The sequence below is a fragment of the Nocardia wallacei genome (assembly GCF_014466955.1).
Taxonomy (GTDB): domain Bacteria; phylum Actinomycetota; class Actinomycetes; order Mycobacteriales; family Mycobacteriaceae; genus Nocardia; species Nocardia wallacei.
The window spans coordinates 6,832,127-6,857,257 of the sequence record NZ_AP023396.1; the positions used below are offsets into that span (position 1 = coordinate 6,832,127).

The window sequence follows — 25,131 nt, forward strand, 5'->3', positions numbered from 1 at the left end:
CGGAGCGGCGATTCTGAGACGTTACTAGCGCGGAGGGGCAACCGGTTTGTGGGAAGACGAACCGCCGACCGGGACCTCCATCGGTCCCATGTCGTTAAGCCCTCAGGCATTGGCCCCCGGCGGTCAGCCCTGCCGGAACCTATCAACAGAACTTGGCGAATGCGACATCGACCCGACCCTGCGGCTACAGCGTTGGCGGTTTCCTCGGGGAAGACCGGGGGTTATCTTCGTCCTGGTCCGACACTCTCCGGCGTAGTGGTCTGAACAGGTTCGCAAGCGCGTTGATAATCTCCGCACGAGTCTCGGGTGGTGCGTCCCAGAGGGCAAAGATACAAACAGCCGATCCACAGACGGCCGCGATTGCGGCAGTTGTTCCCGCGTCCATACCGGTTCAAATCCTTCCTCGGCCAAAGGAAGGCACGACGGCCTCACCTATGACCAGCTGTGTACTAATGCTGGCAAGGTGACGGCTCAATCCGTCGAACTGGCAAGACTTTACATCAATCCGCCTGTTTGTACGAATGCCGCGTCGGCAGCGCGGATCGTGTTGGTCGGGCCGGGATGACTACCGACCCACGCGCCTTGTCGGAGAGGTTCATCGATACTGCACCGTCACGGGGGCGTGATCCGACCAGCGCAGCGCGTACTCGGACGCCCGCTCCACCACCGCATTTTTCGCCCGCCCGGCCACCGCACCGCGGGCCAGGTGGTAGTCGATGCGCCAGCCGGCGTCGTTGTCGAAGGCGCGGCCGCGGTAGGACCACCAGCTGTAGGGCCCCGGTACGTCGGGGTGGAGGGTGCGTACCACGTCGACGTAACCGGCGGCCAGTATCTCATCGAGCCACGCTCGCTCGCCGGGCAGGAAGCCGGAGTTCTTCACATTGCCCTTCCAGTTCTTGATGTCGAGTTCGGTGTGCGCGACGTTCCAGTCGCCGCAGATCACGAAATCGCCGGTCCGCGACCGCAGATGCGCGCCCAGCGCCGCGAGGAACCGGTACTTCTCGTCCTGCATCGGCGTGTCGGCCTCCCCGGTGTGCACGTACACGCTCGCGACGGTGAGCCCGTCGAACTCGGCCTCGACATACCGGCCGACGCCGTCGAACTCCGCGCTGCCGAACCCGGCGCGCACCGCGCGTGGCTCCTGCCGGGACAGGATGCCCACCCCCGCCCGGCCCTTCGTGCCCGGTTCGGCGTGTGCCAGATGCCAACCGGCGGCCAGCGCCGGGGCCAGCGCCTTGCGCGTCTGCTCGTCGGTTGCCCGCGTCTCCTGCACGCAGATGATGTCGGCCTCGGTGGCGGCCAGCCACTCGAGCATGCCCTTCCCCGTCTTGCCGGTCGCCGCCCGGATCCCGTTCACGTTGATCGTGGAGATCGTGCAGTACGAGGCATAGTCGTCCGACGAGGTCTGCTGGAACAGATCGTGAGAACCCACAGCGACACGATAGCCCGAAGCCCGTGCGCCGCACTCACCCAGCAAATTGAAACGAGTCTTGTTTACATCATACCGTAGCGGTGATGTAGACCACATTTCGTCCGTACAATGCTGTCATCAACTCCCTGTGGACATCGAGGTCCAGGAAGGGGTGACGAACGATGACGTCCGGCACCGCCCGATCCGCGCCCCCGCTCGTACCGATGCGGGCACTGCACACCGGATCCGGGGATCCGCTGTTGTTGTTGCACGGGTTCATGCTGTCCCCGCACTGCTGGGAGCAGGTGGCGTTCCGATTATCCAGTACCTGCGAGGTATTCGCGCCCGCCTTCACCGGCCATTGGGGCGGGCCCGACCTGAACGGCTGGTACATCGATGTGGAGGTACTCGCCGATCGGGTCGAGGCCCAGCTCGACGAATTGGGCTGGCGCACTTGCCATATCGCGGGTAATTCGCTCGGCGCGTGGGTCGGCTTCGAACTGGCGCGGCGCGGGCGGGCTCGGACGCTCACCGCCATCGCACCGGCGGGTGGGTGGCAATCGCCGTCGCTGCTGCAAATCCGGGTGGGTCTGAAGTTCTTGTCGCTGGTACCGGTGGTGCAGATCGGCAAACGCTTGCCGACACCGGTCCAATTCAGCGCTCCGGTCCGGCATTTCGCCGCGTACCTGCTCGCCAAGAACACCGGTGCGGCGGCGCGGCGCGGGGTGGAGGCGGCGATCGCCTCGGCGCTGCACTGCACGGCCATGCTGCCGCTGCTGGCCGGTGGGCTGCGCATGCCCGCGCTGGAGGACATGTCCACGCTGCGCACCCCGGTGCGCCTGCTGCTCAGCGAGCACGACCGGGTGATCCCGAATCGCGCGTTCGCACAACGCTTCCTGCGGGAGCTGCCCGATTCGGCGGATCGCATTCTCGTGCACGGCGTCGGCCATGTGCCGATGCTGGAGGCGCCCGACCGCATCGCGACCCTCATCGCCGAGCACATCTATGCCAGCCGCACGCATCTGCGCGCGGTGTGAGAAAGGCCGGCGGATCGGTCACCACCCCTCGGCACCGATCCGCCGGCCGCACTCACCGGGTCATGCCCCGAGCAGGCCCTTGGCGATGTGGGTCACCTGGATCTCGTTGCTGCCCGCGTAGATCATCAGCGACTTCGCGTCGCGGGCCAGCTGTTCCACGCGGTACTCGGTCATGTAGCCGTTGCCGCCGAATCAACTGCACCGCCTCCATGGCGACCTCGGTGGCCGCCTCCGAGCAGTACAGCTTGATCGCCGAGGCCTCCGCGAGTGTCGGCGGCTTACCGGCGCGGGCCCGCTCGATCGAGTTGAACACCATGTTCTGCACGTTGATTCGCGCCACCTCCATCTTGGCCAGCTTGAGCTGCACCAACTGGAAGCGGCCGATCTCCTGGCCCCACAGCTTGCGGCTCTTGGCGTAATCGACGCAGAGCCGGTGGCATTCGTTGATGATGCCCAGCGCCATGAAGCCGACGCCGAGGCGCTCGGCGGTGAAGCTGGACCTGGCGCTCTCGCGGCCGTCGCCGCCCCTGTGCTCCTCGGTCTCACCGAGCAGCCGATCCCGGCCCAGGCGCACGTTGTCGAAGAACAGTTCGCCGGTCGGCGAGGCGTGCAGGCCCATCTTCCGGAACGGTTTGCCCTGGGTGAATCCCTCCATGCCCTTGTCGAGCACGAAGGTCAGCACCTTGCGGTCGCGCTTGTCGACGCCCGCGTCGCCCTCCTCGAGCTTGGCGTAGACGATCACCGTATCGGCGTAGGGACCGTTGGTGATGAAGGTCTTCTGCCCGTTGAGGATGTAGTCCTCGCCGTCGCGCTTGACGTAGGTCTTCATCCCGCCGAAGGCGTCGGACCCGGAGTCGGGCTCCGTGATCGCCCACGCCGCGACCTTTTTCATGGTCACGATGTCCTTCAGCCACCGCTCCTGCTGCGCGAGCGTGCCGCGCGACATGATGGTGGTGGCCCCGAGACCGATCGACACGCCCAGCGCGGAGACCAGCCCCATGCACACCCCGGACAGTTCGCTGATCAGCACGGCCATCAGCGACTCCTGGCCGCCGAACGGGCCGCCGCCGGACCCACCGGGCTTCGCGGCGGATTCCGCCCGCTCGGCCTTGGCCCGCTGCTTGGCCAGCATCTTGTCGACCGCCTCGGCGCCCATCGCGTCGATGCCGAACTCGCCGAACAGCTTTCGGATCACGGGGTAGGGCAGCATCTCGCCGCTCTCCAGGGCGTCCAGGTGCGGACGGACCTCCTTGGCGATGAAGCCGCGGACCGCGTCGCGGATCAGTACGTCGGTCTCGGACCATTCGAACACGTTGTTCTCCAGTGGTTTTCGTGGTTATGGCAGGCGGGCGGCGATGTCGTCGATCAGCCAGGGGCCCTCGGTCTCGATCGTCTTCACGTCGTGCCAGCCCGCCAGTTCGGAGATGGCGCCGCCCTGCACCGCGAACACCTTGCCCGTGATCGCGCACTTGTCGCTGGCCAGATAGGCCACCAGGGGCGAGATATTGGCGGGACTGAAGGCGTCGAACTCGCCCTCGGGGACCTCGGCGGCGAAGATCGCGCCCATGCCCGGGGTGGCGAGGGTCAGGCGGGTGCGGGCCATCGGCGCGATCGCGTTGACCCGCACCCCGTACCGCTCCAGTTCGTCGGCGGCTACCAGGGTGAGCGCGGCGATCCCCGCCTTCGCGGCCCCGTAGTTGGCCTGCCCGGCGTTCGGAACGGTGACGCCCGAGGCCGAGGCGGTGTTGACGACCGCGGCGTTGGGCCGGTTACCCGCCTTGGCCTGCTCTTTCCAGTAGGACGCCGCGTGCCGTAGCACGTTGAAGTGCCCCTTCAGATGCACCGCGATCACCGCGTCCCATTGGGATTCCTCGAGCCCGGCGATGAAGCCGTCGCGCAGGATGCCCGCGTTGTTGACGACCACGTCGAGTTTACCGAACTCCGAAATCGCCAGGTCGACAAGATCTTTCGCGCCGTCCCAGGTGGCGATGTCGCCGGTGTCGGCGACCGCCCGGCCGCCCGCCGCGGTGATCTCGTTCACCACTTCCTGCGCCGGACCGGCGTCCGCGCCCGTCCCGGTGTTGTCGCCGCCGAGGTCGTTCACCACGACCGCGGCGCCCTCCCGCGCGAACAACAGCGCGTGTTCGCGGCCGATACCGCGGCCGGCGCCGGTGATGACGGCGACCTTGCCTTCCAGTGCGCCCATCCGTCTCTCCTGTCTGTGTTCGTTCAGTCCGCGATCTCGGCCAGGCCGTCGCTGAGCACGACGTCCTCGCCACGCACCGTTTCGAAGGCGTAGGTGGTGATGCCGTTGTCCGACTTCACCTTCCAGATCCGGGTGCGCAGCTCGTCGCCCGGGAAGACCAGCTTGGCGAACCGCACCGCGAACCGCCGCAGCCGGCCCACATCCGAGCCGCCGACCTCGGTGAGCACCGCCCACGAGGCGAAGGCCATGGTGCACAGGCCGTGCGCGATGATGCCCGGCAGCCCGGCGTCCTTGGCGACGTCCTCGTCCAGGTGCAGCGGCACCGGGTCGCCCGAAGCCGGTGCGTAGCGGTAGGTCTGGTCGAGGTCGATGCGCTGGGGCACCTCGGCGACCGGGTCCCGGGCGCGCAGGTTCTCGTCGAACTTGTGCTCCGGCGCGGCCTGTCCCGCCGTCCTGCCCGCATCGATGTTGCGGAAGAAGGCGGTCAGGTACTGCTCGTTGACGAGTTCGCCGGAGTCGGTGCGGCTTTCGATGTGCACCGTGATGCCGCTGCCGTTGGACCGGCCCGCGTACCCGATCGCCCGCGCCCGCGAGACCAGCGTCTCCCCCGGCCGGATCGGGCGGTGGAAGTGAAAGTCCTGCTCGCCGTGCACGACTCGGCCGAAGATGTCCATCGGGGCCACATCGAGGACCGGCACCAGCATGGCGTCGAAGACCGGCACGATCGCGAAGACGGGCGGCGCCACCGCGCCGCTGCGATGCGCCTCGATGGGATCGTTGGTGGCGGCGGCGTATTCGGCGATGCGCTCGGGCAGCACCTCGAAACGTTCCTCGTCGCACCAGCGATTCAGGCCGGAATCGTCGAATTCGACTACCCGGCCGCCGGTTTCGGTACTCACGCAGCGGCCGCCAGCGCCTCGAGCTGCTCGAGCGACTTCTCGAGCTGCTTGCGGCCGTCCTTCTCCACCGCCTTGCCCAGCGCGCCCTTGATCAGCGCGCCCTCGAAGTCACCGTTGACCGACAGCTCCGTGCCCGCGGCGGCGGGCGCGAGGGTGAAGGTGAATTCGACCTTGACTCCGGCCATTCCGGTCGCGGTGAGGGTCAGCGTGCGCGGCGCCTCGACCGCCGCGACATTCCATTCGAACTTGTTGGCCATGCCCAGCATGACCACCTTGGCCACCAGCTTGTTGCCGACCGCCAGCGTCGTCGGCGGCTCCTCCATCCAGCGCTCGTGAATGGAGAACCAGTCGCCCCAGGTGTTCGGGTTGCCGACCACGGCCCACAGGGCCTCGGGGGTGGCGGACAGAGTCTTGGTGTATTCGATGTGGCCCATGGTGCTCTCTTTCGTCGTCGGCCGGACTCAGCGGTCCGCGCGCTGGTAGGCCGTGACGACGGCCGCGCCGCCCAGGCCGATGTTGTGTTGCAGCGCGGCGGTGACGTTCGGCACCTGCCGCTTGTCCGAGTGGCCGCGCAGCTGCCAGGTCAGCTCGCTGCACTGCGCCAAACCCGTTGCGCCCAGCGGATGTCCCTTGGAGATGAGGCCACCGGACGGGTTGACCACCCACTTGCCGCCGTAGGTGGTCTGGTTGTCGTCGACGAGCTTCCCGGCCTCGCCCTCGCCGCACAGGCCCAGCGCCTCGTACAGCAGCAGTTCGTTGGCCGAGAAGCAGTCGTGCAGCTCGATGACCTGGAAGTCCTCCGGGCCCAGGCCGGACTGCTCGTAGACCTGGCGCGCCGCCTGCACGTTCATGTCGAAGCCGATGATGCTCTTGGCCGTGCCGTCGAAGGTGGAGGCGAAGTCGGTGGTCATGGCCTGGCCGACGATCTCCACCGCCTGGCTCGCCAGGTCGTGCTCGTCGACGAACTTCTCCGACGCCAGGATGGCCGCGCCGGAGCCGTCGGAGGTCGGCGAGCACTGCAGTTTGGTCAGCGGGTCGTAGATCATCCGCGCGTCGAGGATGTCCTGGAGCGAATACTCGTCCTGGAACTGTGAATACGGGTTGTTGACCGAATGCTTGTGATTCTTGTACCCGATCTTCGCGAAATGCTCGGCGGTGGTCCCGTACGCCCGCATGTGCTCGCGACCGGCGGCGCCGAACATCCACGGGGCGGGCGGGAACAGCACCTCGGAGATCTCCGCCAGCGCCATCATGTGCTTGGCCATCGGCTGCTCGCGGTCGTCCCAGGTGGAGCCGAGCGAGCCCGGCTGCATCTTCTCGAAGCCCAGGGCCAGGGTGCAATCGGCCAGGCCGCCCCGAATCGCCTGTGCCGCAAGATAGAGCGCGGTGGAGCCGGTGGAGCAGTTGTTGTTGACATTGACCACCGGGATGCCGGTCATGCCCAGCTCGTAGACGGCGCGCTGGCCCGAGGTCGACTCGCCGTACACATAGCCGACGTACGCCTGCTGCACGCGGTCGTAGGAAATGCCCGCGTCGGCAAGGGCTTTGGTGCCCGACTCGCGCGCCATGTCCGGGTAGTCCCACGCCCGCGGGCCGTCCGCGTCCTCGACCTGACGCCGGCCCGGCTTCTCGAACTTCGTCATGCCGACGCCGACGACGTAGACCTTGTTCGCCATCGAACTCCTCACCTCGCGTGGTCTGATCCGGAAACAAACATACAGAGATGTATGTAACTAGGCAAGAGGAGGCGCGTGATTTCCGGCAGCGGTACCTGCTCGGCAGCTCAGCCGAATCGCGGCGACATACATCCCGCCGTGTACGCAGCCGGACATCGGGTCGCGATACCGATCGTCGCGGCCATCGCCCGGCTCGCGCCGCGCACTCAGCCTCCGTGCGCGAGGCCGGTTCGGGCTATGCCACGCTCAGCCGTCGGCAGGCAAGGCGGGGAACGTGGCGACCGTCAGTCGTCGGCAGGCAAGCCGGGGAACGTGGCGACCGTCAGCCCTCGGCACGCAAGCCGGGCCACGTGGCGACCGCGCGCTCAGCCGTCGGCACGCAAGCCCGGCAGCGACGACTCGGCGGCGGTACGCAGGTGCGTCGAGGCGCGCTTCCACCGGCGCAGCGCGCGGTCGGAGTCCGGATCGATGAAGTTGGACATCAGGATTCCGCGCAGCGCGTCCATCGCGGTGTAGACGAAATCGCGGGCGGTCTTGCGGTCGACCTCGTCGGGCACCAACTGGGCGACCGCCATCAGCACGGCGTTGTTGACGAACGGCTCGACCTTCGCCATCTCGGCGGCCAGCACCCGGTCGACGCGACCGGCCACCCACAGCTCCATCGCCGCGATGAACAGCGGACCCTGATGCAGTTCCCACAGGAAATCCAGCACCGCGGCGACCGGGTCGCCCTCGTGCCGGAACCGGCCCAGCTCCCGCATGGCCGCGTCGGTGCGGCGCTGCGCGAGGTGGCTGATCGCGGCCACGACGAGATCGGTCTTGGACCCGAAATGGTGCACCTGCGCACCCCGGGTGACGCCCGCGCGCTCGGCCACCCGCGGCGTCGTGGTGCCCGCGTAGCCGTACTCGACCAGGCAGTCTATGGTGGCGTCGAGCAGCCGGACGCGCATCTCGCTACTGCGCTGCTCCTGCGTGCGGCGCTGTGGTTTCGAGACTGCGGGCCTGACCATCCGGGAATCATACACTTACATGCAGTGGTGAATGAAAATGCGCATGAATCGCTACCGGCCCCCTGCGGCTACAGGCGAGTCGCAGGGCGTCGGCGGGCGAGCCACACGGTGCCGGTGAACGTCAGCACGCCCACCACCGCCAGCCCCGCGCCGACCACCGCCGGAGCCGTGTAGCCGAGATTCGCCGCGATCACCAAGCCACCGAGCCACGCGCCCGCGGCATTGGCGATGTTGAGAGCCGCGTGGTTGAGTGCGGCAGCGAGGGTCTCAGCATCGCGCGCTACATCCATCAGGCGGATCTGCAAGCCGGGAGCCAGGGCCGCGCCGGAGGCGCCCACCAGGAAGGCTCCGACCCCCGCGGTGTACGGATTGTGCGCTGCCGCAACGAATCCGGCGAGGATGACGACCATCGACAGCAGCGCCAGGAACACCGCGCGGTCCACACCGCGATCGGCCAGCACGCCGCCGACGATATTGCCGGCGATCATGCCCAGCCCGAACAGCGCGAGCACGATCGGCACCAGCCCGATCGGCATGCCCGCGACATCGGTGAGCGTGGTGGTGATGTAGGTGTAGACGGCGAACATGCCGCCGAAGCCGACAGCGCCCACCAGCAGGGTGAGCAGCACCTGGGAGCGGCGGAGCGCGCCGAGTTCGGTGCGAGGGTCTGTGACGCGGACGCCGGTGAGTTCCGGTACGAACCGCGCGATGGCGAACACCGTCGCCAAACCGATCACGGCGACCACCGCGTAGGCATCCCGCCAGCCCAGATGCTGCCCCAGCCAGGTTGCCGCGGGAACGCCGACAACGTTGGCGGCGCTCAACCCCAGCATAACCGCGGCAACCGCCTTGGCACGCTGCCCGACGGGCGCCAGGCTGGCCGCGGCCAGCGACGCCACGCCGAAGTACGCGCCGTGCGGCAGGCCGGAGACGAAGCGCGCGGCGGTCAACGTGGCGAACGAGGGCGCCAGCACCGTGGCGATATTGCCGATGGTGAAGGCCGCCATCAACGCGATGAGCAGACGCTTGCGCGACATCCGCGCGCACAGCGCCGCGATCACCGGCGCCCCGACCACCACGCCCAGCGCGTATGCCGACACCGCGTGCCCGGCGGTCGGCTCCGACACGTTCATGGCACGCGCGATATCCGGCAGCAAACCCATGGTGACGAATTCGGTGGTGCCGATACCGAATCCGCCGAGCGCCAGGGCCAGCAGCGCGGGAACATGCCACCCGGTGCGGTCGGGCCGCTCGACCGCGGGCACGTCGGCAACAGGCGTCTCACCACGGTCGCGCGCGGGCGCGACCGAGGCGGTGGTCAGGGACTGGGTGGTGGGCAGGGACTGATGGAAGGCCACGGCGGGCTCGGGTACGGAAGCCACGACACAGCGCAACACGGCGGCGAACGCTCGCGCATCCCCGGACGCCGGTGATCTCACTCACCGCACCGCGATGCCGTACCTTCTCCCGGCTCGCGGCGCGAGCGCGCGACCCCGAATCATGGGAGGTCGGGAAACAATTCGGGCACCCGCGGCCACCGGGGTTCGGTGGGGGCGGGTGCCCGGATGTGCGGTACGAGAAATTCTCGCGGGGCCTAGCGCAGTTCGCGCGCCAGGTTGGCGTCGAGCACGCCGAGGAACTCCTCGGTGGTGAGGTAGCCCTGATCGCCGCCGACCAGCAGCGCCAGGTCCTTGGTCATCTGGCCGTCCTCGACGGTCTTGATGACGACATCCTCGAGGGTCTGCGCGAAGCCGATGACCTCGGGGGTGTTGTCCAGCTTGCCGCGATGGGCGATGCCGCGGGTCCACGCGAAGATCGAGGCGATCGGGTTGGTGGAGGTCGGCTTGCCCTGCTGGTGCTGACGGTAGTGGCGGGTCACGGTGCCGTGCGCGGCCTCGGCCTCACAGGTCCGCCCGTCCGGGGTCAGCAGCACCGAGGTCATCAGGCCCAGCGAGCCGAAGCCCTGCGCCACGGTGTCGGACTGCACGTCGCCGTCGTAGTTCTTGCACGCCCAGACGTAGCCGCCCTCCCACTTCAGCGCGGAGGCCACCATGTCGTCGATCAACCGGTGCTCGTAGGTGAGGCCGGCGGCGTCGAACTCGTTCTTGAACTCGGTCTCGTAGATCTCCTGGAAGGTGTCCTTGAACATGCCGTCGTAGGCCTTCAGGATGGTGTTCTTGGTCGACATGTAGACCGGGTAGTTCTGCTGCAGTCCGTAGTTCAGCGACGCGCGCGCGAAGTCCTCGATGGACTTCTTGAAGTTGTACATGCCCATGACCACGCCGCCGTCCTCGGGCAGCCGCACGACCTCGTGCTGGATCGGCTCGGAGCCGTCCTCGGGCGTGAAGGTCAGGGTGACGGTGCCGGCCTGATGCACCTTGAAGTCGGTGGCGCGGTACTGGTCACCGAACGCGTGCCGGCCGATGATGATCGGCTTCGTCCAGCCCGGCACCAGGCGCGGGACGTTGGAGATGATGATCGGAGCGCGGAAGATCGTGCCGCCGAGGATGTTGCGGATGGTGCCGTTGGGCGACCGCCACATCTTCTTCAGGCCGAATTCCTTGACGCGCGCCTCGTCCGGGGTGATGGTGGCGCACTTGACGCCCACGCCGTGCTGCTTGATGGCGTTGGCGGCGTCGACGGTCACCTGATCGTCGGTCTTGTCCCGATACTCGATACCGAGGTCGTAATACTCGAGATTGATGTCCAGGTACGGATGGACCAATTTGTCCTTGATGAACTGCCAGATGATCCGGGTCATCTCGTCGCCATCGAGTTCGACGACGGTACCTTCAACCTTGATCTTGGACATGGATCTTCGTGTCCTCCTAGGAAGGTGCTCCCATTGCACGGCCAGGTGAACACGCTTGTGAGCGGACCCCAGCTGTTCAACAGACAACGTATACGCCCCGCGTTGTCCGCGAGACTTCGAGGTACTAAACAAGACAAGCGTACTGGTGCGCTGGGTCTCACTTCCAGGGGCTGCCCCATTGAGAGGTGCCCGCGTCACATTCGCGGGACGCGCACGAGGGCCGGTGCCACCTCAGCGGCACCGGCCCTTCCCCGCCTGTGAGTAATCAGACAGCCATCGGCGCGTGCTCGGCGCCCTCCAGCAGGTTCTCCGGCTTGTCGCGGATCATCAGCGCGACGATCGCGATCGCGGCCAGGAAGAAACCCGCGCCGATGTAGAAGGCCACGTCGTAGCTGTGGATCGCGGCGCGGGCCATCAGGTTGTCGGCGGTCGGGTTGTTCTCGGCGTAGCGCTGGGCCACCTGCACCGAGATGGTGGTCAGCAGGGCCGTGCCGATCGCGCCGCCGACCTGCTGGGCGGCATTGAGCAGCGCACTGGCCACGCCGGAGTCCTTCTCCTCGACCTGGTGCAGCGCGGTGGTCTGCATGGACACGAACAGCGCTCCCATGCCCAGCGCGATGAGCACGGTGGCGGGCAGCACGGTCGCGGCGAAGCTGTCGCCGAAGTTCAGCTGTGCCAGGTAGAGCAGGCCCGCGATACCCAGCACGCCGCCGGCGATCATCAGCGGGCGCGGCCCGATGCGGGGCAGCAGCGCGCTGGCCACGCCCGCGGAGATCACGATGCCGACCGGGAACGGCAGGAACGCGACACCGGCCTTCAGCGGGCTGTAACCGAGGGTGATCTGCAGGTAGTAGCTCAGGTTGATGAACATCGCGAACATCGCGATCGGCACCAGCAATGCCACCAGGAACGAGCCGCCGCGGTTCAGCTCGCCCGGAATATGCAGCGGCAGTAGCGGATTGGCGCTGCGCCGTTCGATCGCCACGAACGCGATCAGCAGCGCCACCCCGGCGATCAGCAGCGCGAGCGTGGACGAGGCGAGCCAGCCGTCGTCGGCGGCGCGGCTGAAGCCGTACACGACCGAGATCAGGCCCAAGGTCACCGTCACCGCGCCCGGCACGTCGTAGCCGCCGGTCCGCGGCACGGGCACGTCCTTGATGACGAACGCGAACGCGCCGACCAGCGCCAGCAGCGCGACGGGCGTGTTCACCAGCAGGCACCAGCGCCAGTTGGCGTATTCGGTGAGCGCGCCACCGGCGATCAGGCCGATCGCCGCGCCACCGGCCGAGACGCCCGCGAAAACGCCGAAGGCCCTTGCCCTTTCGCGCGCCTCGGTGAAGGTCACCGACACCAGCGACAGCGCCGCCGGGGCCAGCAGCGCGCCGAACGCGCCTTGGAGCGCGCGGCCCGCGAACAGCTCGGCGGAGTTCTGCGCCAGCCCGGCCAGCGCCGAGGCGGCGGCGAAGCCGACCAGGCCGATCAGGAAGATCCGGCGGCGGCCCAGGTAGTCGGCGAGGCGGCCGCCGAGCAGCAGCAGGCCGCCGAAGATCAGCGTGTAGGCGGTGAGCACCCACTGTTTGTCGCCGTCGCTGATGCCCAGATCCTGCTGGGCGAACGGCAGCGAGATGGTCACGATCGTGGCGTCGAGCACCACCATGAGCTGGGCCAGGGCGATCACGCCCAGCGCCCACCAGCGGGCCGAGCTCTTGGGCTCGGTCGATATGTCGGGTGGAACGAGTGTCCCGGTTTCGGTCATGAGGGGGACTCCTGCATCGGAAGAAGTGTGCCGCCATCGTGTCATCGGACGACAATTGGCGTCAAGAGAAAAATGTCTGAGTGTGACATTTGGCGTCCATAGTCACATTCAGAGCGGTTAGCGATAGAATCGGGCCATGCTCGACTCATCGCCGCGTCCCGCCCAGGCCGGCCTGCGCGAACGCAAGAAGCAGCAGACCCGGCGCCGCATCATCGAGGTGGCGCTGCGGTTGTGCGACGCGAACGGGTTCGAGGCGACGACGGTCGAGCAGATCGCGGAGGCGGCCGACGTGTCGCCGCGCACGGTGAACCGGTACTTCGAACTGAAGGAGGACATCGTCCTCGCCCCGATCGAGGACTGGGGCAAGGCGATCGGGGCGGAGCTGCGCAAGCAGCCGGTCACCGGCAACGAACTACAGGCCCTGCTGGACACCTACCTGGCCGTCACCGCACAGAGCATCGCGGAGGGGGAGGTGCCGTTCGAGTGGTTCCAGCGGATGCAGCGGATCAGCCGGGCCAGCACCACGGTCCGCGCGCGCAGCATGGAGATCGCCGACACCAAGACCGTCGAGATCCACACCGCGCTCGCCGAGCGCATCGGCGCCGACAGCGAGTCCATGACCGTCCGGCTCATCGCGGCCACCTTCAACGCGATCCTGCGCACCGGCATGGAATGTGATGCCGAGGTGCCCGAGGGCGAACCGGCGGTCTCGGCGGAGGCCAGCGTGCGGGCGGTGCGCGGCGCCTACGACGAATTCGTCCGCCGCTGCGCGATTCCCGTGGCGGCGGCCGACGGCGGTGGCACCGGCTCGCGGCGATAGCGGCGACCTGGCCTCGCACCCGTCGCCGACGATCCGCTACCATCCCAGTCAGGTCATGAGTGCCAGCGCCAAGCCCCGGCTCGCTGGCCGGCAACCCTCCAGTTGCGGTGGGGTGCTCCGGGTGATGACCGGGCTCTCGAAAGCCGAGAGCAAGCGCGACTTATCAGGAGGTCCCCGAAATGTGTTGTTGCCGGTCGCTACCCGAGCCCCGCTGACAGCCGCATACGGCCCCTTCACCTGGAGTAGTACATGAGCGACTCGACTGCTGCTGTCTGCGACCCGGCGAACATCTCCTACGGCCCGCGCGGCACCGAGCATCCGATGCCGTCCGGTCGTATCGCTACCATCGAAGACGTGTGTTCTCCCCTGCTCGCTCCGGCATCGGCCCAGCATGCGCGGCCGTCGCGCGGCGGGCGCCCGGTCACCGGCGGGGCGGCGCACGGCATCGATCACGTTCCGGCCGGCCGCTGTGGCGGGCCCGCGACGGCGGCGCGGTGACCGTGAGCACCGAACCGACGACGGCCCGGTCGGCCGCCGCTGCCCTGTTGCCCCCGCCGGACGGCACGCTCGGCACCATCGCCGTCGGCGCGGTCCGGCTGGAGAACGGGGCGGTGATCCCCGAGGTCGAGCTGGCCGTGCAGCGCTGGGGCGAGTTGTCGCCCGACGCGGACAACGTCGTACTCATCGAGCACGCGCTGACCGGCGACTCGCACGTGGTGGGTCCGCCGGACGAGGTGCATCCGCTGCCGGGCTGGTGGGACGGCATCGTGGGGCCGGGAGCCCCGCTCGACACCGACCAGTGGTGCGTGATCGCCACCAATGTGCTCGGCGGCTGCCAGGGCAGCACCGGGCCGTCCTCCCTCGCACCGGACGGAAAGCCCTGGGGCGCAAGGTTTCCCGAAATCTCCATCCGTGATCAGGTGACCGCCGAAGTGGCGCTGTGTGACCTGCTCGGCATCGAGCGGCTCGCCGCGGTGGTCGGCGGATCGATGGGCGGGATGCGGGTGCTGGAGTGGATGGTCGGCTCTCCGCAGCGGGTCGAGGCCGCGCTGGTGCTGGCCGTCGGAGCGCGCGCCACCGCCGACCAGATCGGCACCCAGACCACCCAGATCGCCGCGATCCAGGCCGATCCGAACTGGCAGGGCGGCAACTATCACGGCACCGGGCGCGCGCCGATCGCCGGGCTGGGGATCGCCCGCCGCATCGCGCACCTGTCCTACCGCACCGAATTCGAGCTCGACCACCGTTTCGAGAATCACGCGCAGGGCGACGAGGATCCGCGCGCCGGCGGCCGTTACGCGGTGCAGAGCTACCTGGAGTATCAGGCGCAGAAGCTGGTGCACCGGTTCGACGCGGCCACCTACGTGCTGCTGACCGAGGCGATGAACCGCCACGACGTGGGCCGCGGGCGCGGCGGGATCGCGGCCGCGCTGGCGGCCACCCCGGTGCCGTGCATCGTGGGCGGCGTCGACTCGGATCGGCTGTATCCGCTGCGCACGCAGCAGGAGCTGGCCGATCTGCTGCCGGGCTGCCGCGGCCTCGAGGTCGTGCACTCGCGCGACGGGCACGACGGGTTCCTCACCGAGACCGAGGCGGTCGGCAAGCTGCTGATGGAGACGATGGAGCTGGTGCACTCGGCGCGGGCCGCGCGCTGAGCCGGCGGTTCGCCGTCAGCCGACGCCCAGGCTGTTGATGGTCGCGGCCAGGGCGATGACGGCGCCGCCGAGCACCGCGTAGGCGCCGACGTCGAAAGGCTTGCTGCGCACCGCGAGCAACCCGACCCGGGCGGTCGGCAGGCAGGCCCGCAATGTCGCCGCCAGCAGCGTCGCCCCGCCGATCACGTACGCGCCGCGCCGCCAGCGGTCCTGCGCCACGAACACCACTGCCACCAGCAGCACCGCCACCACGAGCAACAGCGGCAGGTGGTTGCGGAAGAACCGGCCGGACGGGCCGGAGTGCTGTGCGGGAGCTGCGGGGGCCTCGGTCACGCCCCGATTCTCGCATTGCGCGCGCGGGTCCCGCCGATGTGGCACCGAGGCGGTCGATTCTGGGGTCGTGCGATGCTTGTCGCCGTGCTCCATGTGGTGTTCTTCGAGCCCCGTATCCCGCCCAACACGGGTAACGCGGTCCGTCTGGCGGCCGGCACCGGCTGTGAGCTGCATCTGATCGAGCCGCTCGGCTTCGATCTGTCCGAACCGAAGCTGCGCCGGGCTGGGCTGGATTACCACGATCTGGCGTCGGTTACCGTGCACGCGAATCTCGCCGCCGCATGGCAGGCCATCCGGCCCGAGCGGGTGTACGCCTTCACCACCAAGGCGACGACGCGCAACACCGATATCGCCTATCGCAAAGGCGATGTGCTGTTGTTCGGGCCCGAGCCGACCGGGTTGCCCGAGGAGGTGCTCGCGGACTCCCGCATCACCGATCAGCTGCGGATTCCGATGCTGCCCGGGCGGCGGTCGATGAATCTGTCCAATGCGGCGGCGGTGGCGGTCTATGAGGCGTGGCGACAGCTGGGGTTCCCGGGCGCGGTGTAGGGCGTCGGCGTCAACCGATCTCGAAGCGCTTGAGTCCGGACGTGGCTCCCGCCGTGAGCCGGATCGAGCTTTTCGGAACGCCGTAGTGCGCGGCCAGCAGGTCGATGGCGGCCTTGTTCGCCTTGCCCTCGACGGCGGGAGCGCGCACGTAGAGCTGTAGCGTGCCGTCGCCGAGGGTTTCGACCAGCGGTCCCTCCCTACTGTTGGGCTTGATCACCGCCCGGACGACGGTCGGCGGCATCGGCACCCCCCGGCTCCGCCGTTCCGGCCTGCTGCGGTGAACCCTCTTCCGCAGCAGCACCTTTCCCCCGCCCCGACCCCTTCTCATCGGCGTCTCCTCCTGGAGCCGACACCTTCTCGCCCGCAGCAGTCTCCGCGGGGGCCGATCCCCCCTCACCCACAGCAGCTTTCGCCGGGGACGATGCCCCCTCGCCCGCAACAGCTTTCGCTGAGGCTGATGCCTTCTCGGCCGCAGCAGCTTGCGCCGGGGACGATGTCCCCTCGCCCGCAGCAGGTTCCGCCGAGGCCGATGCGCCCTCACCCACAACAGGTTCCGCCGAGGCCGATGCGCCCTCACCCACAACAGGTTCCGCCGAAGCCGATACCCCCTCACACACAACAGGTTCCGCTGAGGCCGATACCCCCTCACCCACAACAGGTTCCGCTGAGGCCGATGCCTTCTCGGCTGCAGGAGCTTGCGCCGGGGCCGATACCTCCTCTGCCGCAGTAGCTTGCGCCGGGCCCGATGTCCTCTCGGCCGTAGTGGTTTCCGCAGGGGACGGCGCGGCCGCGGTGGCCGGTTGGCGCTCCGATTCCGAGCGTGTCGGCGGGGGCTGGTGCGGTGCGGGGGAACGGCGCCTGGTTGCCAAGCGGACGACGCCCCAGGCGAGGGCGGCGAGGACCAGGAGGAAGGCCAGCCACGGGAGTGCGTTGCCGGTGGACTTCAGCGCTCGCAGCAGTGAATTCCAGCCGTCGACGATGCGGTTCCAGTAGTTGTCGGGCTTCGAGCCCGGCGGCTCGTCGGTGCTGAGCTGGACGGTGAGCGTGGACAGGGCGACCTCGTCGTCCAGCTGACGTTTGCGGGCGGTGAGGCTGTCCAGCTCGCCCTGCCGACTCGACAGCGCGTTCTCGGCGGCGATCAGGTCGGCGGTGGTGGCCGCGCCCGACACCAGCGCGCGCAGCCGATCGACCGAGGCCTGCAGGGCCTTGATCCGGGCGTCGAGGTCCTGCCACTGCATGGTCACGTCCGAGCGTTCGGTCGTCACACTGGTGACCTCGCCGATGCCGCCGAGCCCGTCGACGAAGGCGTCGGTCTTGTCGGCGGGCACCCGGATGGTCAGTGTCGCACGGGGTTCGGTGGTGTCGGTGCCGGGCTGCTCGGAGCGGCTGTCCACCCGGCCGTCGAGGGTCCGCACCCGGTCGGCGACCTTACCGGCGGCTCCGATCGGGTCGTCGGTGGTGATGTCGACGCTGCCGGTGACGATCTCCTTGCGCTCGACGGTGGCGTCGGCGGAGTCGCTGTTCTGCTGCTTCGGGCTCGCGGGCCCGGACTCGCGCAGGGCGGGCGGACCGGACGGCGCGGTCGCCGCGTACGGAGCGCCCCGGGCACCCGATCCCTTCTCGGAATCGGAGTGCTCGGATCCGCCACACCCGGCCAGCAATGCCAGGGCCAGCAGGCCGACCGGCAGGACAGCGAGTCTTCTCATGGGACGCAGCGTAGCCACCCGCCGGACATTTCACCCGTGATCCGGCACCGACCGTAATCGTGGTGGTGGCCGCTCTCCGGGCGCCCCCCTGCGGCCGCATCGCCATTCGCGGTGTTCGCCAGCGCGGAGAGGATGGCCGGGTGCATACGGGTGGATCCGCCCACCCGCCATTCGGCGTCGCGAGCTGTGTGCGCGACCCGGCGGGCCACCCCGGTTCGGGCAGTCATCCGAGGACCTCCAGAGCGCGGGCGTAGTACTCCTGCCTGGCGGCCAGGCCGTTGTAGCCGCCGTTGACGGCTCGGGTGACGGCGGCGAAATCGTCGGCGTCGGCCAGGGCGTTGATGTTGCGGGAGGTCCAGTACCACTGGGCGATTCGGAAACCGATATCCGGCTGGGCGGCAAGCTCCGGGTTGGCCTCGAGGTCGAGGCCGAGAGCCGCACCGGCCTCCCGGTAGTTCGCGCGTCCGGTCAGCTGGATGGGCCCGCGGCCGTGATAACGCGGCCCGTCACCGGGTTCGGTGTTGCCCGCCGCGGTATTCGGCCGGCCCGGGTCGTACTGGCTGAAATAGTCGTCGTCGCCCAGTTCCTCGAAATAGCGGAGCTGGCAACTCTCATGGGCCAACTGAGCCAAGAAGGCGGCCTGCCGAGGCGGCGTAGTGATGTCGCCCTCCCGCATGGCAGCGTTCAGTGCGGGCAGATACTCCCCGGCCAGCTCCGCAGACAGATCCGGCATGATCGCCACCAGCTGTTCAACGCTGACCCCACCCGGCGGCGGGTCGATCACCGCGGGCGGCAGCAGCGGGACGAAATTCCCTGCCGCCGAACCGGTTTCAATCTCACCGTGCCCCGCCACCGCCGCGGCCGGGATCGTCGGCGCGGACAGGGGACCCGCACCGCCCTGCGCGGTCGACACAGCCGATTGTTGCTGCCCATCGGCGGGAATCAGGGCGGCTGCCGAAGTTTCGGTCTGCGGGCCTTCCTCGTTCCCCGGCCCTTCCGGTACGGCGTCCTCGTCCGATACCTGCCGTGCACTCCCCTCCTCGCCCGATTCCCGCAGGTCATCGTCCTCACGTGGCTCCCGGGAACTACCGTCCTCTCCCGACTTCCCTGAACCACCGCATTCATTGGGCTGCGAGTTGTGCTCCTCCCGCGTGCTGTCGCTTTCCGCCGCGGTCTGTGGGCAGTGGCACTCGTGCGGTGATTGTGAACCGGCTCCGGGGCAGCTGGGGGCCGTGAGGGCGCTCAGGCCGGTGAGCAGCATGCCCGGGAGGTCGAAAGAGGTTGCCAGGTGGTTTATCTCGGTGGTTATCGCTCCGATGGCCATCCGGCCGCACTCGTCGGCTCGTTCGACCGCGGCTACGGCCTCGGTGATTACCTCGGACCACTCCTGTGCGGCCGCGCCGGCGGTTACCGCCCAGTTGTCGGCGACTCGGCAGCCAGCGGCCTCGGCGTCGGCTACGTAGTCCAGCAGGGCCGCGGTGGTGTAGTGCAGTTCCGAGAGGGCTCGGGCCCCCGCGTCGCGCAGTTGTTCGGCCTGCTCGCACAGGCGCTGATGCCGTCGGTGGGCGGCGTCGACGTGGGCGAGCACCGCGTCGTAGGCCAGGCCCTGCCAGCCGTCGCCGTCGAGGCGGTGGCAGGTGTCGCGGACGGTGGCCGACAAGGTTTCCAGATCCTCGATGTGGCGGTCGAACTCCGCGCACAGCAGGTCGGCCGCCTCCAGTGCGCGCCATGACGCCACCACGGGCCGCGGCGGGATCATATGCGGGCCACCGAACGGTCGATGTCGCCGGCGCAGCGGCGGTCGGCCGTGCAGAGCACGTCGACGGCCTGCTCGGTGTGCTCGGCGAGCCGCCGGAAGCCCTCCGCGCTGCGGCGCACGATCTCCAGCGCCACTTTCGCCGAGTCGCACCACTGCGGCGCGGTGGCACTCTGCGGCACCAGGTTCGCGATCGACGCGCCGGCGTCGGCCGCCGTGTCGACCATCTCGCAGATATCTCGAAATACTTGCAGCGCAACGACTCCGAGCCGGAGCACCGCATCAGCATCGACAACGCATGGACCGGACATGCCTCCCCCTCTGCCGTGACTTCCCCTACCTCGGCCACCGTAACCATCGCCTTCGGCCCCTGTCACGGCTCAACGCACTCCCGCACCCCGTGCATGTTCCCGCACCCCTGCCAGCGATGGTGAGGTGCGGGAATGTGCGCGAGAAGCGGAAGATGACGTGCCGCGCTCAGCGGAAGTCTCGTGATTTGGCGGCGATACGCAGGTCCAGGAGTTGCAGGTGTTCGGCTATGACGCTCACCGCGCCCTCGGCGTTCTGTACCCGGCCGCGAATCAGGAGGGCGGAGGCGCCCTGGGCAGTGCGGCGATAGCGCCGCCACAGGCCCACCGAGCACACGATGTTCACCATGCCGGTTTCGTCCTCCAGGTTGACGAAGGTGACTCCGGCGGCGGTGGCGGGGCGCTGTCGATGCGTAACCGCGCCCCCGACAAGCACTTTGGACCCATCGGGCACCTGGGAGAGCTGCGCGGCCGACAGCGCGCCGAGCGAATCCAGGTGCGAGCGCAGGAATTCGGTCGGATAGCTGCCCGGTGACACCCCGCTAGCCCACACGTCGGCGGCGGCGAGTTCCAGTTCGCTCATGCCGGGCAGGGCGGGCGCGGCGGTGGCGGCACCGGTGCCGGGCAGCCGCCCCGCTCGCTCTCCCGCCGCCGCGCCCGCCGCCCACAGCGCCTGCCTGCGATCGAGACCCAGGCTGTCCAAAGCGCCTGCGGTGGCGAGCGATTCGGCCTGCGGCACGGAGAGTTCGACCCGCCCGGTCAGGTCCAGAAACGAGGTGTATGGACCCGATTCCCTTGCCGCGACGATCTTTTCGGCCAGCTCGTCGCCGATGTGCCGGACCGTGGACAGTCCGAGCCGCACCTCGGTGCCGCGCCGCTCCAGCGTGGCACCGGCGCGACTGTGGTTGATGTCCGGACCGTGCACCACCACACCGTGCCGCCGGGCATCGGCGACCAGCGACTGCGGCGAGTAGAACCCCATCGGCTGCGCGTTGAGCAGACCGGCGCAGAACGCCGCCGGATGATGCAGCTTGAACCACGCGGAGTAGAAGACCAGCGAGGCGAAACTCTGCGAATGGCTTTCGGGGAAACCGAAATTCGCGAACGCGTACACCTTTTCGTAGATGTTGTCCGCCAATTCCCCGGTGATGCCGTGCAATTCGCGCATGCCCTGATAGAAGCGCTCGCGCAGCCGTTCCATCCGCTCGGTCGAACGTTTGGATCCCATGGCGCGGCGCAGCTGATCCGCCTCGACCGCGGTGAAGCCGGCGACGTCGACGGCCATCTGCATCAGCTGCTCCTGGAACAGCGGCACCCCCAGCGTACGTGACAGCGAATTCTCCAGTGCCGCATGTTCATAGATCACTTCTTCACTACCGTTGCGGCGGCGGATGTAGGGATGTACCGAGCCGCCCTGAATAGGGCCGGGCCGGATCAGCGCCACCTCCACCACCAGGTCGTAGAACTCGCGCGGCCGCAGCCGCGGCAGCGTGGCCATCTGCGCCCGCGACTCCACCTGGAACACCCCCACCGAGTCGGCGCGCTGCAGCATCTCGTAGACGCCCGGCTCCCGCAGATCCAGCCGATGCAGTTCGATGGCCTCGCCGGTGTGCTCGCGCACCAGGTCGATCATGTAGTGCAGCGCCGACAGCATGCCCAGGCCGAGCAGGTCGAATTTCACCAAACCCGCTGCGGCGCAATCGTCCTTGTCCCATTGCAATACGCTGCGGCCGGGCATGCGCGCCCACTCCACCGGGCACACGTCGGCGACGGGGCGATCGCAGATCACCATGCCGCCCGAGTGGATGCCCAGATGCCTCGGCAGTCCCTCGATTTCCCCGGCCAGTTCCAGCACCTCGCCGGGAATGTCGGTGTGGGTTTCGCCCGCGACGCCGGTCCAGCGGCTGACCTGTTTGCTCCACGCATCCTGCTGCCCGGGTGAGAAGCCCAGCGCGCGGGCGGCGTCGCGGACCGCCGACTTGCCGCGATAGGTGATCACATTGGCCACCTGAGCGGCGTATTCGCGACCGTACTTGGCGTAGACGTGCTGGATCGCCTCCTCGCGGCGGTCGGATTCGATGTCGATATCGATGTCGGGCGGGCCGTCGCGCTCCGGCGACAGGAACCGCTCGAACAGCAGCTCGTTGGCCACCGGGTCCACATTGGTGATGCCGATCGCGTAACAGACCGCGGAATTCGCGGCCGAACCCCGGCCCTGGCACAGGATGTCGTGCTCGCGGCAGAAATCGACGATGTCGTGCACCACCAGGAAGTAGCCCGGGAACTTCATCTCCTCGATAATCCGCAGTTCGTGCTCGATCTGCCGGTACGCCTTGGGGTTTCGCTCCGGACTCCCATACCTGCGAGCCGCACCCCGCATGACGAGTTCGCGCAGCCAGGAGTATTCGTCGTGCTCTTCCGGCACGGTGAACGGAGGCAATTCGGGCGCTATCAAGCGCAGATCGAAGGCGCATTCGCGGCCGAGCGCAACGGCATCGGTGATCGCCCGCGGATACTCGGCGAACAATCGCGCCATCTCGGCGCCCGAGCGCAGATGGGCGCCGCCCGCCGGTGCGAGCCACCCGGCCATCTCGTCCAGGCTCTGCCGGGCCCGGATCGCGGCCAGCGCCATGGCACGGCGGCGCTGCGCGGGGGCCGCGAAATGCGCCGCGGTGGTGGCGATCACCGGCAGGCGCACGCGCTCGGCGAGGGCGAGCAGGCGGGCGTTGCGCTCGTCGTCCTCCGCAATGCCGTGCCGGGTGAGTTCCACGGTCACCCGATCGGCGCCGAACCGCTCCACCAGCTCTCGCAGCGCCGCCTCGGCCGCCGCGTCGCTCTCCCGAAGTGCCCGGCGCACATGGCCTTTGCGGCACCCGGTGAGGATCTGCCAGTGGCCGCCGGCGGCCGCGGTGAGCCGGTCCAGGTCATAGCGCAGCATCCCCTTCTCCCCCGCCGCCATGTGCGCGGCCGAGATCTCGCGCGACAGGCGGCGATACCCCTCCTGCCCGCGGGCCAGCACCAGCAGATGCGGGCCCGCGGGGTCGGGGGCACCGGCGCGAGGTTCGGAGTCGGCCACCACCGGATCGCTCAGTGACAGTTCCGCACCGAAGATCGTCGGCAGGCCCCATTCGGCCGCCGCCTCCGCGAAGCGCACCACACCGTAGAGACCGTCGTGATCGGTGAGCGCGAGCGCCTCCAGGCCCAGCCGCACCGCCTCCTCCACCAGCTCCTCCGGCTGGCTGGCCCCGTCGAGGAAGCTGTAGGCGGAGTGCGCGTGCAACTCCGCGTAGGGCACCACCGGTTCGCCCGGCTCTGGCCGCGGCCCGGCCTGATACTCACCACGCTTACGTGACCAGGCGGGACTGTCGCCGCCGTCGCCGGGCGGATCGTCGGTGCGGCCCGGTCGCCCGGACAGCACCCGCTCCATCTCCGCCCACGTCGGCGGGCCGTTACCCCAGCCCATGCGCACCTCCGGCAAACCGATCGGTCCCTATGTTGTCGAACATACATTCGATACCGTGGAGATGGTCACCGGGGTTGCCGGACTGTGACGAAGCGGCGTTGGCGATGGAACTTACTTTGGAGTAAGTTCGGGGCAACTCGATCTGCAAGGGAGCAGCGATGACCGACAACCATGCGGCCTCCGAGCCGGGCGACGGCAGCGCGCGCGGTCGCCGGCGCGCCCGCCGCGATCTGACCGGCAGACACATCCTGATCACCGGCGCCTCTTCCGGCATCGGGCGGGCCGCCGCGTTCGCGCTCGCCGGTAAGGGCGCGGTCGTGTTCCTGCTCGCGCGCCGCGGTACGGAACTGGACGCGGTGGTCGAGGAGATCCGGGCCGCGGGCGGCGAGGCTTACGGCTACCAGTGCGACGTGACCGACTCCGCGTCCGTCGAGAACACCGTCGAGACCATCCTCGCTACGCACGGCCACGTCGACATGCTGGTCAACAATGCCGGCCGGTCCATTCGCCGCGCCGTGCACCGTTCCACCGATCGGCTGCACGATTTCGAGCGCACCATGGCGGTCAACTACTTCGGCGCGGTGCGGATGACGCTGGCGCTGCTGCCGCAGATGCGCGAGCGCAAGTTCGGCCACATCGTCAACATCTCCAGCGCCGGGGTGCAGGTCGCCACCCCGCGTTTTGCCGCCTACCTGGCCTCCAAGGCCGCCCTCGACAAGTTCGCCGAGGTGACCGCGGCCGAAATGCTCGCCGACAACATCACTTTCACCACCATCCACATGCCGCTGGTGCGCACCCCGATGATCACGCCGAGCGGCAAGCAGGGCCCGTCGGAGTCGCCCGAGTGGGCCGCGGCCACCATCGTGCGCGCCCTCACCGATCGGCCCAAACGCATCGACGTGCCGCTGGGCACCCTGGCCGAGTACGGCACCCTGTTCACCCCGCGGTTGAAGGACCGCATCCTGCACCGCTACTACCGGGCGCTGCCGGATTCCCCCGCCGCCAAAGGCGAGTCGGCGCCGGAGGACGGCCCCGGCTCGGAAGAGCTTGTGCCCGTAGCGGAACCGCGCCGTCAGCCCACGGCCGCGGGACGGATCACGCGCACCACACTCCGCCGGGCCGCCCGCTTGGTCCCCGGCACCCACTGGTGATCAGAACCGCTCTCCCGCGGCCAGTTTGCCGATGATCTGCGCCATCCGCCGCGCCCGCGTCTCCGGCCGGACGGCGTTGCCGAGGTGGTAGCCGATCGCGGCCCGGGACTGGCCGTCGAGGGTTTCGAAGAAGGCCGCGGCCTCCGCGTTCGCCGCCAGCGCGGCGAGGAAGTCCTGCGGCAGCTCCCGGCCGTAGGCGTTGGCCCAGCGCCCGTCCAGCTTGGCGCGTTCGATCTCCGCGTGCCCGGCCGGATGCACCAGCCCCTGTTCGATCAGCTCCTCGACCAGGCCGATATTGCGCTGCGACCAGGGACTGCGCCGACGGCGCGGGGTGAAGCCGACCAGGTAGAAGTCCTCGTCGAAGGAGCGGGCCTGACCATCGATCCAGCCGAAGCACAGCGCCTGCCGTAACGCGCCCGCGTAGTCCAGGGAGACGATCCCCGTCCCCTTCTTCGCGAACTTCAGCCAGATGCCGTCGACCGCGGCATGGTTGGCCTCCAGCCATACCCGAAATGCCTGTTCATCGGGGAAGAACAGGGTCGGACGCTCCAGAACGGACATCGTTTCACTGTAGAAGCCGCTG

General features: G+C 68.7%; 22 protein-coding genes, 1 pseudogene and 1 riboswitch. Of the genes and pseudogenes, 6 read left to right on the forward strand and 17 right to left on the reverse strand.

Annotation, left to right across the window (positions count from 1 at the left end; all coding sequences use genetic code 11):
* Window positions 1-595: 595 nt before the first annotated feature.
* Window positions 596-1,432, reverse strand: a complete 837-nt coding sequence (locus tag NWFMUON74_RS30715; protein WP_232110686.1) for an exodeoxyribonuclease III — start codon at window positions 1,430-1,432, stop codon at window positions 596-598.
* A 161-nt stretch (window positions 1,433-1,593) separates the two neighbouring features.
* On the opposite strand from NWFMUON74_RS30715, the gene NWFMUON74_RS30720 reads away from it, so the two are divergent.
* On the forward strand, window positions 1,594-2,448 hold the full coding sequence (locus NWFMUON74_RS30720; protein ID WP_187685214.1) for an alpha/beta fold hydrolase: 855 nt from the start codon (window positions 1,594-1,596) through the stop codon (window positions 2,446-2,448).
* Between the two features lie 60 nt (window positions 2,449-2,508).
* On the opposite strand, the pseudogene NWFMUON74_RS30725 reads toward NWFMUON74_RS30720, so the two are convergent.
* The 9 genes and pseudogenes from NWFMUON74_RS30725 to NWFMUON74_RS30765 all read right to left on the reverse strand — a co-directional run bounded on the left by NWFMUON74_RS30725 (window position 2,509) and on the right by NWFMUON74_RS30765 (window position 12,807).
* Window positions 2,509-3,760: pseudogene (locus tag NWFMUON74_RS30725) on the reverse strand (acyl-CoA dehydrogenase family protein).
* A 24-nt stretch (window positions 3,761-3,784) separates the two neighbouring features.
* Entirely contained in the window at window positions 3,785-4,654 is an 870-nt protein-coding gene (locus NWFMUON74_RS30730) for an SDR family oxidoreductase (protein ID WP_187685215.1), read from the reverse strand.
* Window positions 4,655-4,677: 23 nt separating this feature from the next.
* The gene (locus tag NWFMUON74_RS30735; protein WP_187685216.1) at window positions 4,678-5,553 is read right to left on the reverse strand and encodes a MaoC/PaaZ C-terminal domain-containing protein; all 876 of its coding nucleotides are present in this window, start codon (window positions 5,551-5,553) and stop codon (window positions 4,678-4,680) included.
* Window positions 5,550-5,987 carry a type II toxin-antitoxin system Rv0910 family toxin gene (locus NWFMUON74_RS30740; protein ID WP_187685217.1) on the reverse strand — a complete coding sequence of 146 codons (438 nt, stop codon included), beginning with the start codon at window positions 5,985-5,987 and terminating at the stop codon, window positions 5,550-5,552. Before NWFMUON74_RS30740 ends, NWFMUON74_RS30735 begins: the two co-directional genes overlap by 4 nt.
* Window positions 5,988-6,014: 27 nt before the next feature.
* Entirely contained in the window at window positions 6,015-7,229 is a 1,215-nt protein-coding gene (locus tag NWFMUON74_RS30745; RefSeq protein WP_187685218.1) for a lipid-transfer protein, read from the reverse strand.
* Between the two features lie 365 nt (window positions 7,230-7,594).
* Window positions 7,595-8,239 (reverse strand): TetR/AcrR family transcriptional regulator, encoded by a 645-nt coding sequence (locus NWFMUON74_RS30750; RefSeq protein WP_187685219.1) that lies wholly within the window; start codon window positions 8,237-8,239, stop codon window positions 7,595-7,597.
* Window positions 8,240-8,307: 68 nt separating this feature from the next.
* Entirely contained in the window at window positions 8,308-9,504 is a 1,197-nt protein-coding gene (locus NWFMUON74_RS30755) for an MFS transporter (RefSeq protein ID WP_232111247.1), read from the reverse strand.
* 329 nt (window positions 9,505-9,833) lie between these two features.
* Window positions 9,834-11,051: an NADP-dependent isocitrate dehydrogenase gene (locus NWFMUON74_RS30760; RefSeq protein WP_187685220.1), complete on the reverse strand. Its 1,218-nt coding sequence runs from the start codon at window positions 11,049-11,051 to the stop codon at window positions 9,834-9,836.
* 265 nt (window positions 11,052-11,316) lie between these two features.
* Complete coding sequence (locus NWFMUON74_RS30765; protein ID WP_187685221.1) at window positions 11,317-12,807, reverse strand: MFS transporter; 1,491 nt, start codon at window positions 12,805-12,807, stop codon at window positions 11,317-11,319.
* A gap of 136 nt (window positions 12,808-12,943) precedes the next feature.
* On the opposite strand from NWFMUON74_RS30765, the gene NWFMUON74_RS30770 reads away from it, so the two are divergent.
* From NWFMUON74_RS30770 to metX, 3 genes are all read left to right on the forward strand, one after another.
* Entirely contained in the window at window positions 12,944-13,627 is a 684-nt protein-coding gene (locus NWFMUON74_RS30770) for a TetR/AcrR family transcriptional regulator (protein ID WP_187685222.1), read from the forward strand.
* A gap of 51 nt (window positions 13,628-13,678) precedes the next feature.
* A riboswitch (SAM riboswitch) is annotated at window positions 13,679-13,789 on the forward strand.
* An 87-nt stretch (window positions 13,790-13,876) separates the two neighbouring features.
* Complete coding sequence (locus tag NWFMUON74_RS30775) at window positions 13,877-14,125, forward strand: hypothetical protein (protein WP_187685223.1); 249 nt, start codon at window positions 13,877-13,879, stop codon at window positions 14,123-14,125.
* On the forward strand, window positions 14,122-15,282 hold the full coding sequence (gene metX, locus NWFMUON74_RS30780; protein ID WP_187685224.1) for a homoserine O-acetyltransferase MetX: 1,161 nt from the start codon (window positions 14,122-14,124) through the stop codon (window positions 15,280-15,282). The genes NWFMUON74_RS30775 and metX overlap by 4 nt, the downstream gene beginning before the upstream one ends.
* Before the next feature lie 15 nt (window positions 15,283-15,297).
* Here metX and NWFMUON74_RS30785 read toward each other — a convergent pair whose 3' ends face one another.
* Window positions 15,298-15,615, reverse strand: coding sequence for a DUF3017 domain-containing protein (locus tag NWFMUON74_RS30785; protein WP_232110687.1), 318 nt, complete (start codon window positions 15,613-15,615; stop codon window positions 15,298-15,300).
* Window positions 15,616-15,687: 72 nt separating this feature from the next.
* Between NWFMUON74_RS30785 and NWFMUON74_RS30790 the strand changes: the two genes are divergently transcribed.
* Window positions 15,688-16,164 (forward strand): tRNA (cytidine(34)-2'-O)-methyltransferase, encoded by a 477-nt coding sequence (locus NWFMUON74_RS30790; protein ID WP_425343077.1) that lies wholly within the window; start codon window positions 15,688-15,690, stop codon window positions 16,162-16,164.
* A 10-nt stretch (window positions 16,165-16,174) separates the two neighbouring features.
* Here NWFMUON74_RS30790 and NWFMUON74_RS30795 read toward each other — a convergent pair whose 3' ends face one another.
* From NWFMUON74_RS30795 to NWFMUON74_RS30815, 5 genes are all read right to left on the reverse strand, one after another.
* A complete protein-coding gene (locus tag NWFMUON74_RS30795; protein WP_187685226.1) occupies window positions 16,175-16,405 on the reverse strand; it encodes a DUF167 domain-containing protein in 231 nt (76 codons plus the stop codon).
* The gene (locus NWFMUON74_RS30800; protein WP_187685227.1) at window positions 16,362-17,870 is read right to left on the reverse strand and encodes a DUF4349 domain-containing protein; all 1,509 of its coding nucleotides are present in this window, start codon (window positions 17,868-17,870) and stop codon (window positions 16,362-16,364) included. Before NWFMUON74_RS30800 ends, NWFMUON74_RS30795 begins: the two co-directional genes overlap by 44 nt.
* Window positions 17,871-18,093: 223 nt before the next feature.
* On the reverse strand, window positions 18,094-19,629 hold the full coding sequence (locus NWFMUON74_RS35780; protein WP_197986934.1) for a glycoside hydrolase family 19 protein: 1,536 nt from the start codon (window positions 19,627-19,629) through the stop codon (window positions 18,094-18,096).
* A complete protein-coding gene (locus NWFMUON74_RS30810) occupies window positions 19,626-19,853 on the reverse strand; it encodes a hypothetical protein (protein WP_187685228.1) in 228 nt (75 codons plus the stop codon). The genes NWFMUON74_RS35780 and NWFMUON74_RS30810 overlap by 4 nt, the downstream gene beginning before the upstream one ends.
* Before the next feature lie 250 nt (window positions 19,854-20,103).
* Window positions 20,104-23,397, reverse strand: coding sequence for an error-prone DNA polymerase (locus NWFMUON74_RS30815; protein ID WP_187685229.1), 3,294 nt, complete (start codon window positions 23,395-23,397; stop codon window positions 20,104-20,106).
* A 158-nt stretch (window positions 23,398-23,555) separates the two neighbouring features.
* On the opposite strand from NWFMUON74_RS30815, the gene NWFMUON74_RS30820 reads away from it, so the two are divergent.
* Window positions 23,556-24,548 (forward strand): SDR family NAD(P)-dependent oxidoreductase, encoded by a 993-nt coding sequence (locus NWFMUON74_RS30820; protein ID WP_187685230.1) that lies wholly within the window; start codon window positions 23,556-23,558, stop codon window positions 24,546-24,548.
* On the opposite strand, the gene NWFMUON74_RS30825 is transcribed toward NWFMUON74_RS30820, so the two are convergent.
* A complete protein-coding gene (locus tag NWFMUON74_RS30825) occupies window positions 24,549-25,109 on the reverse strand; it encodes a YdeI/OmpD-associated family protein (RefSeq protein ID WP_187685231.1) in 561 nt (186 codons plus the stop codon).
* Window positions 25,110-25,131: the final 22 nt, after the last annotated feature.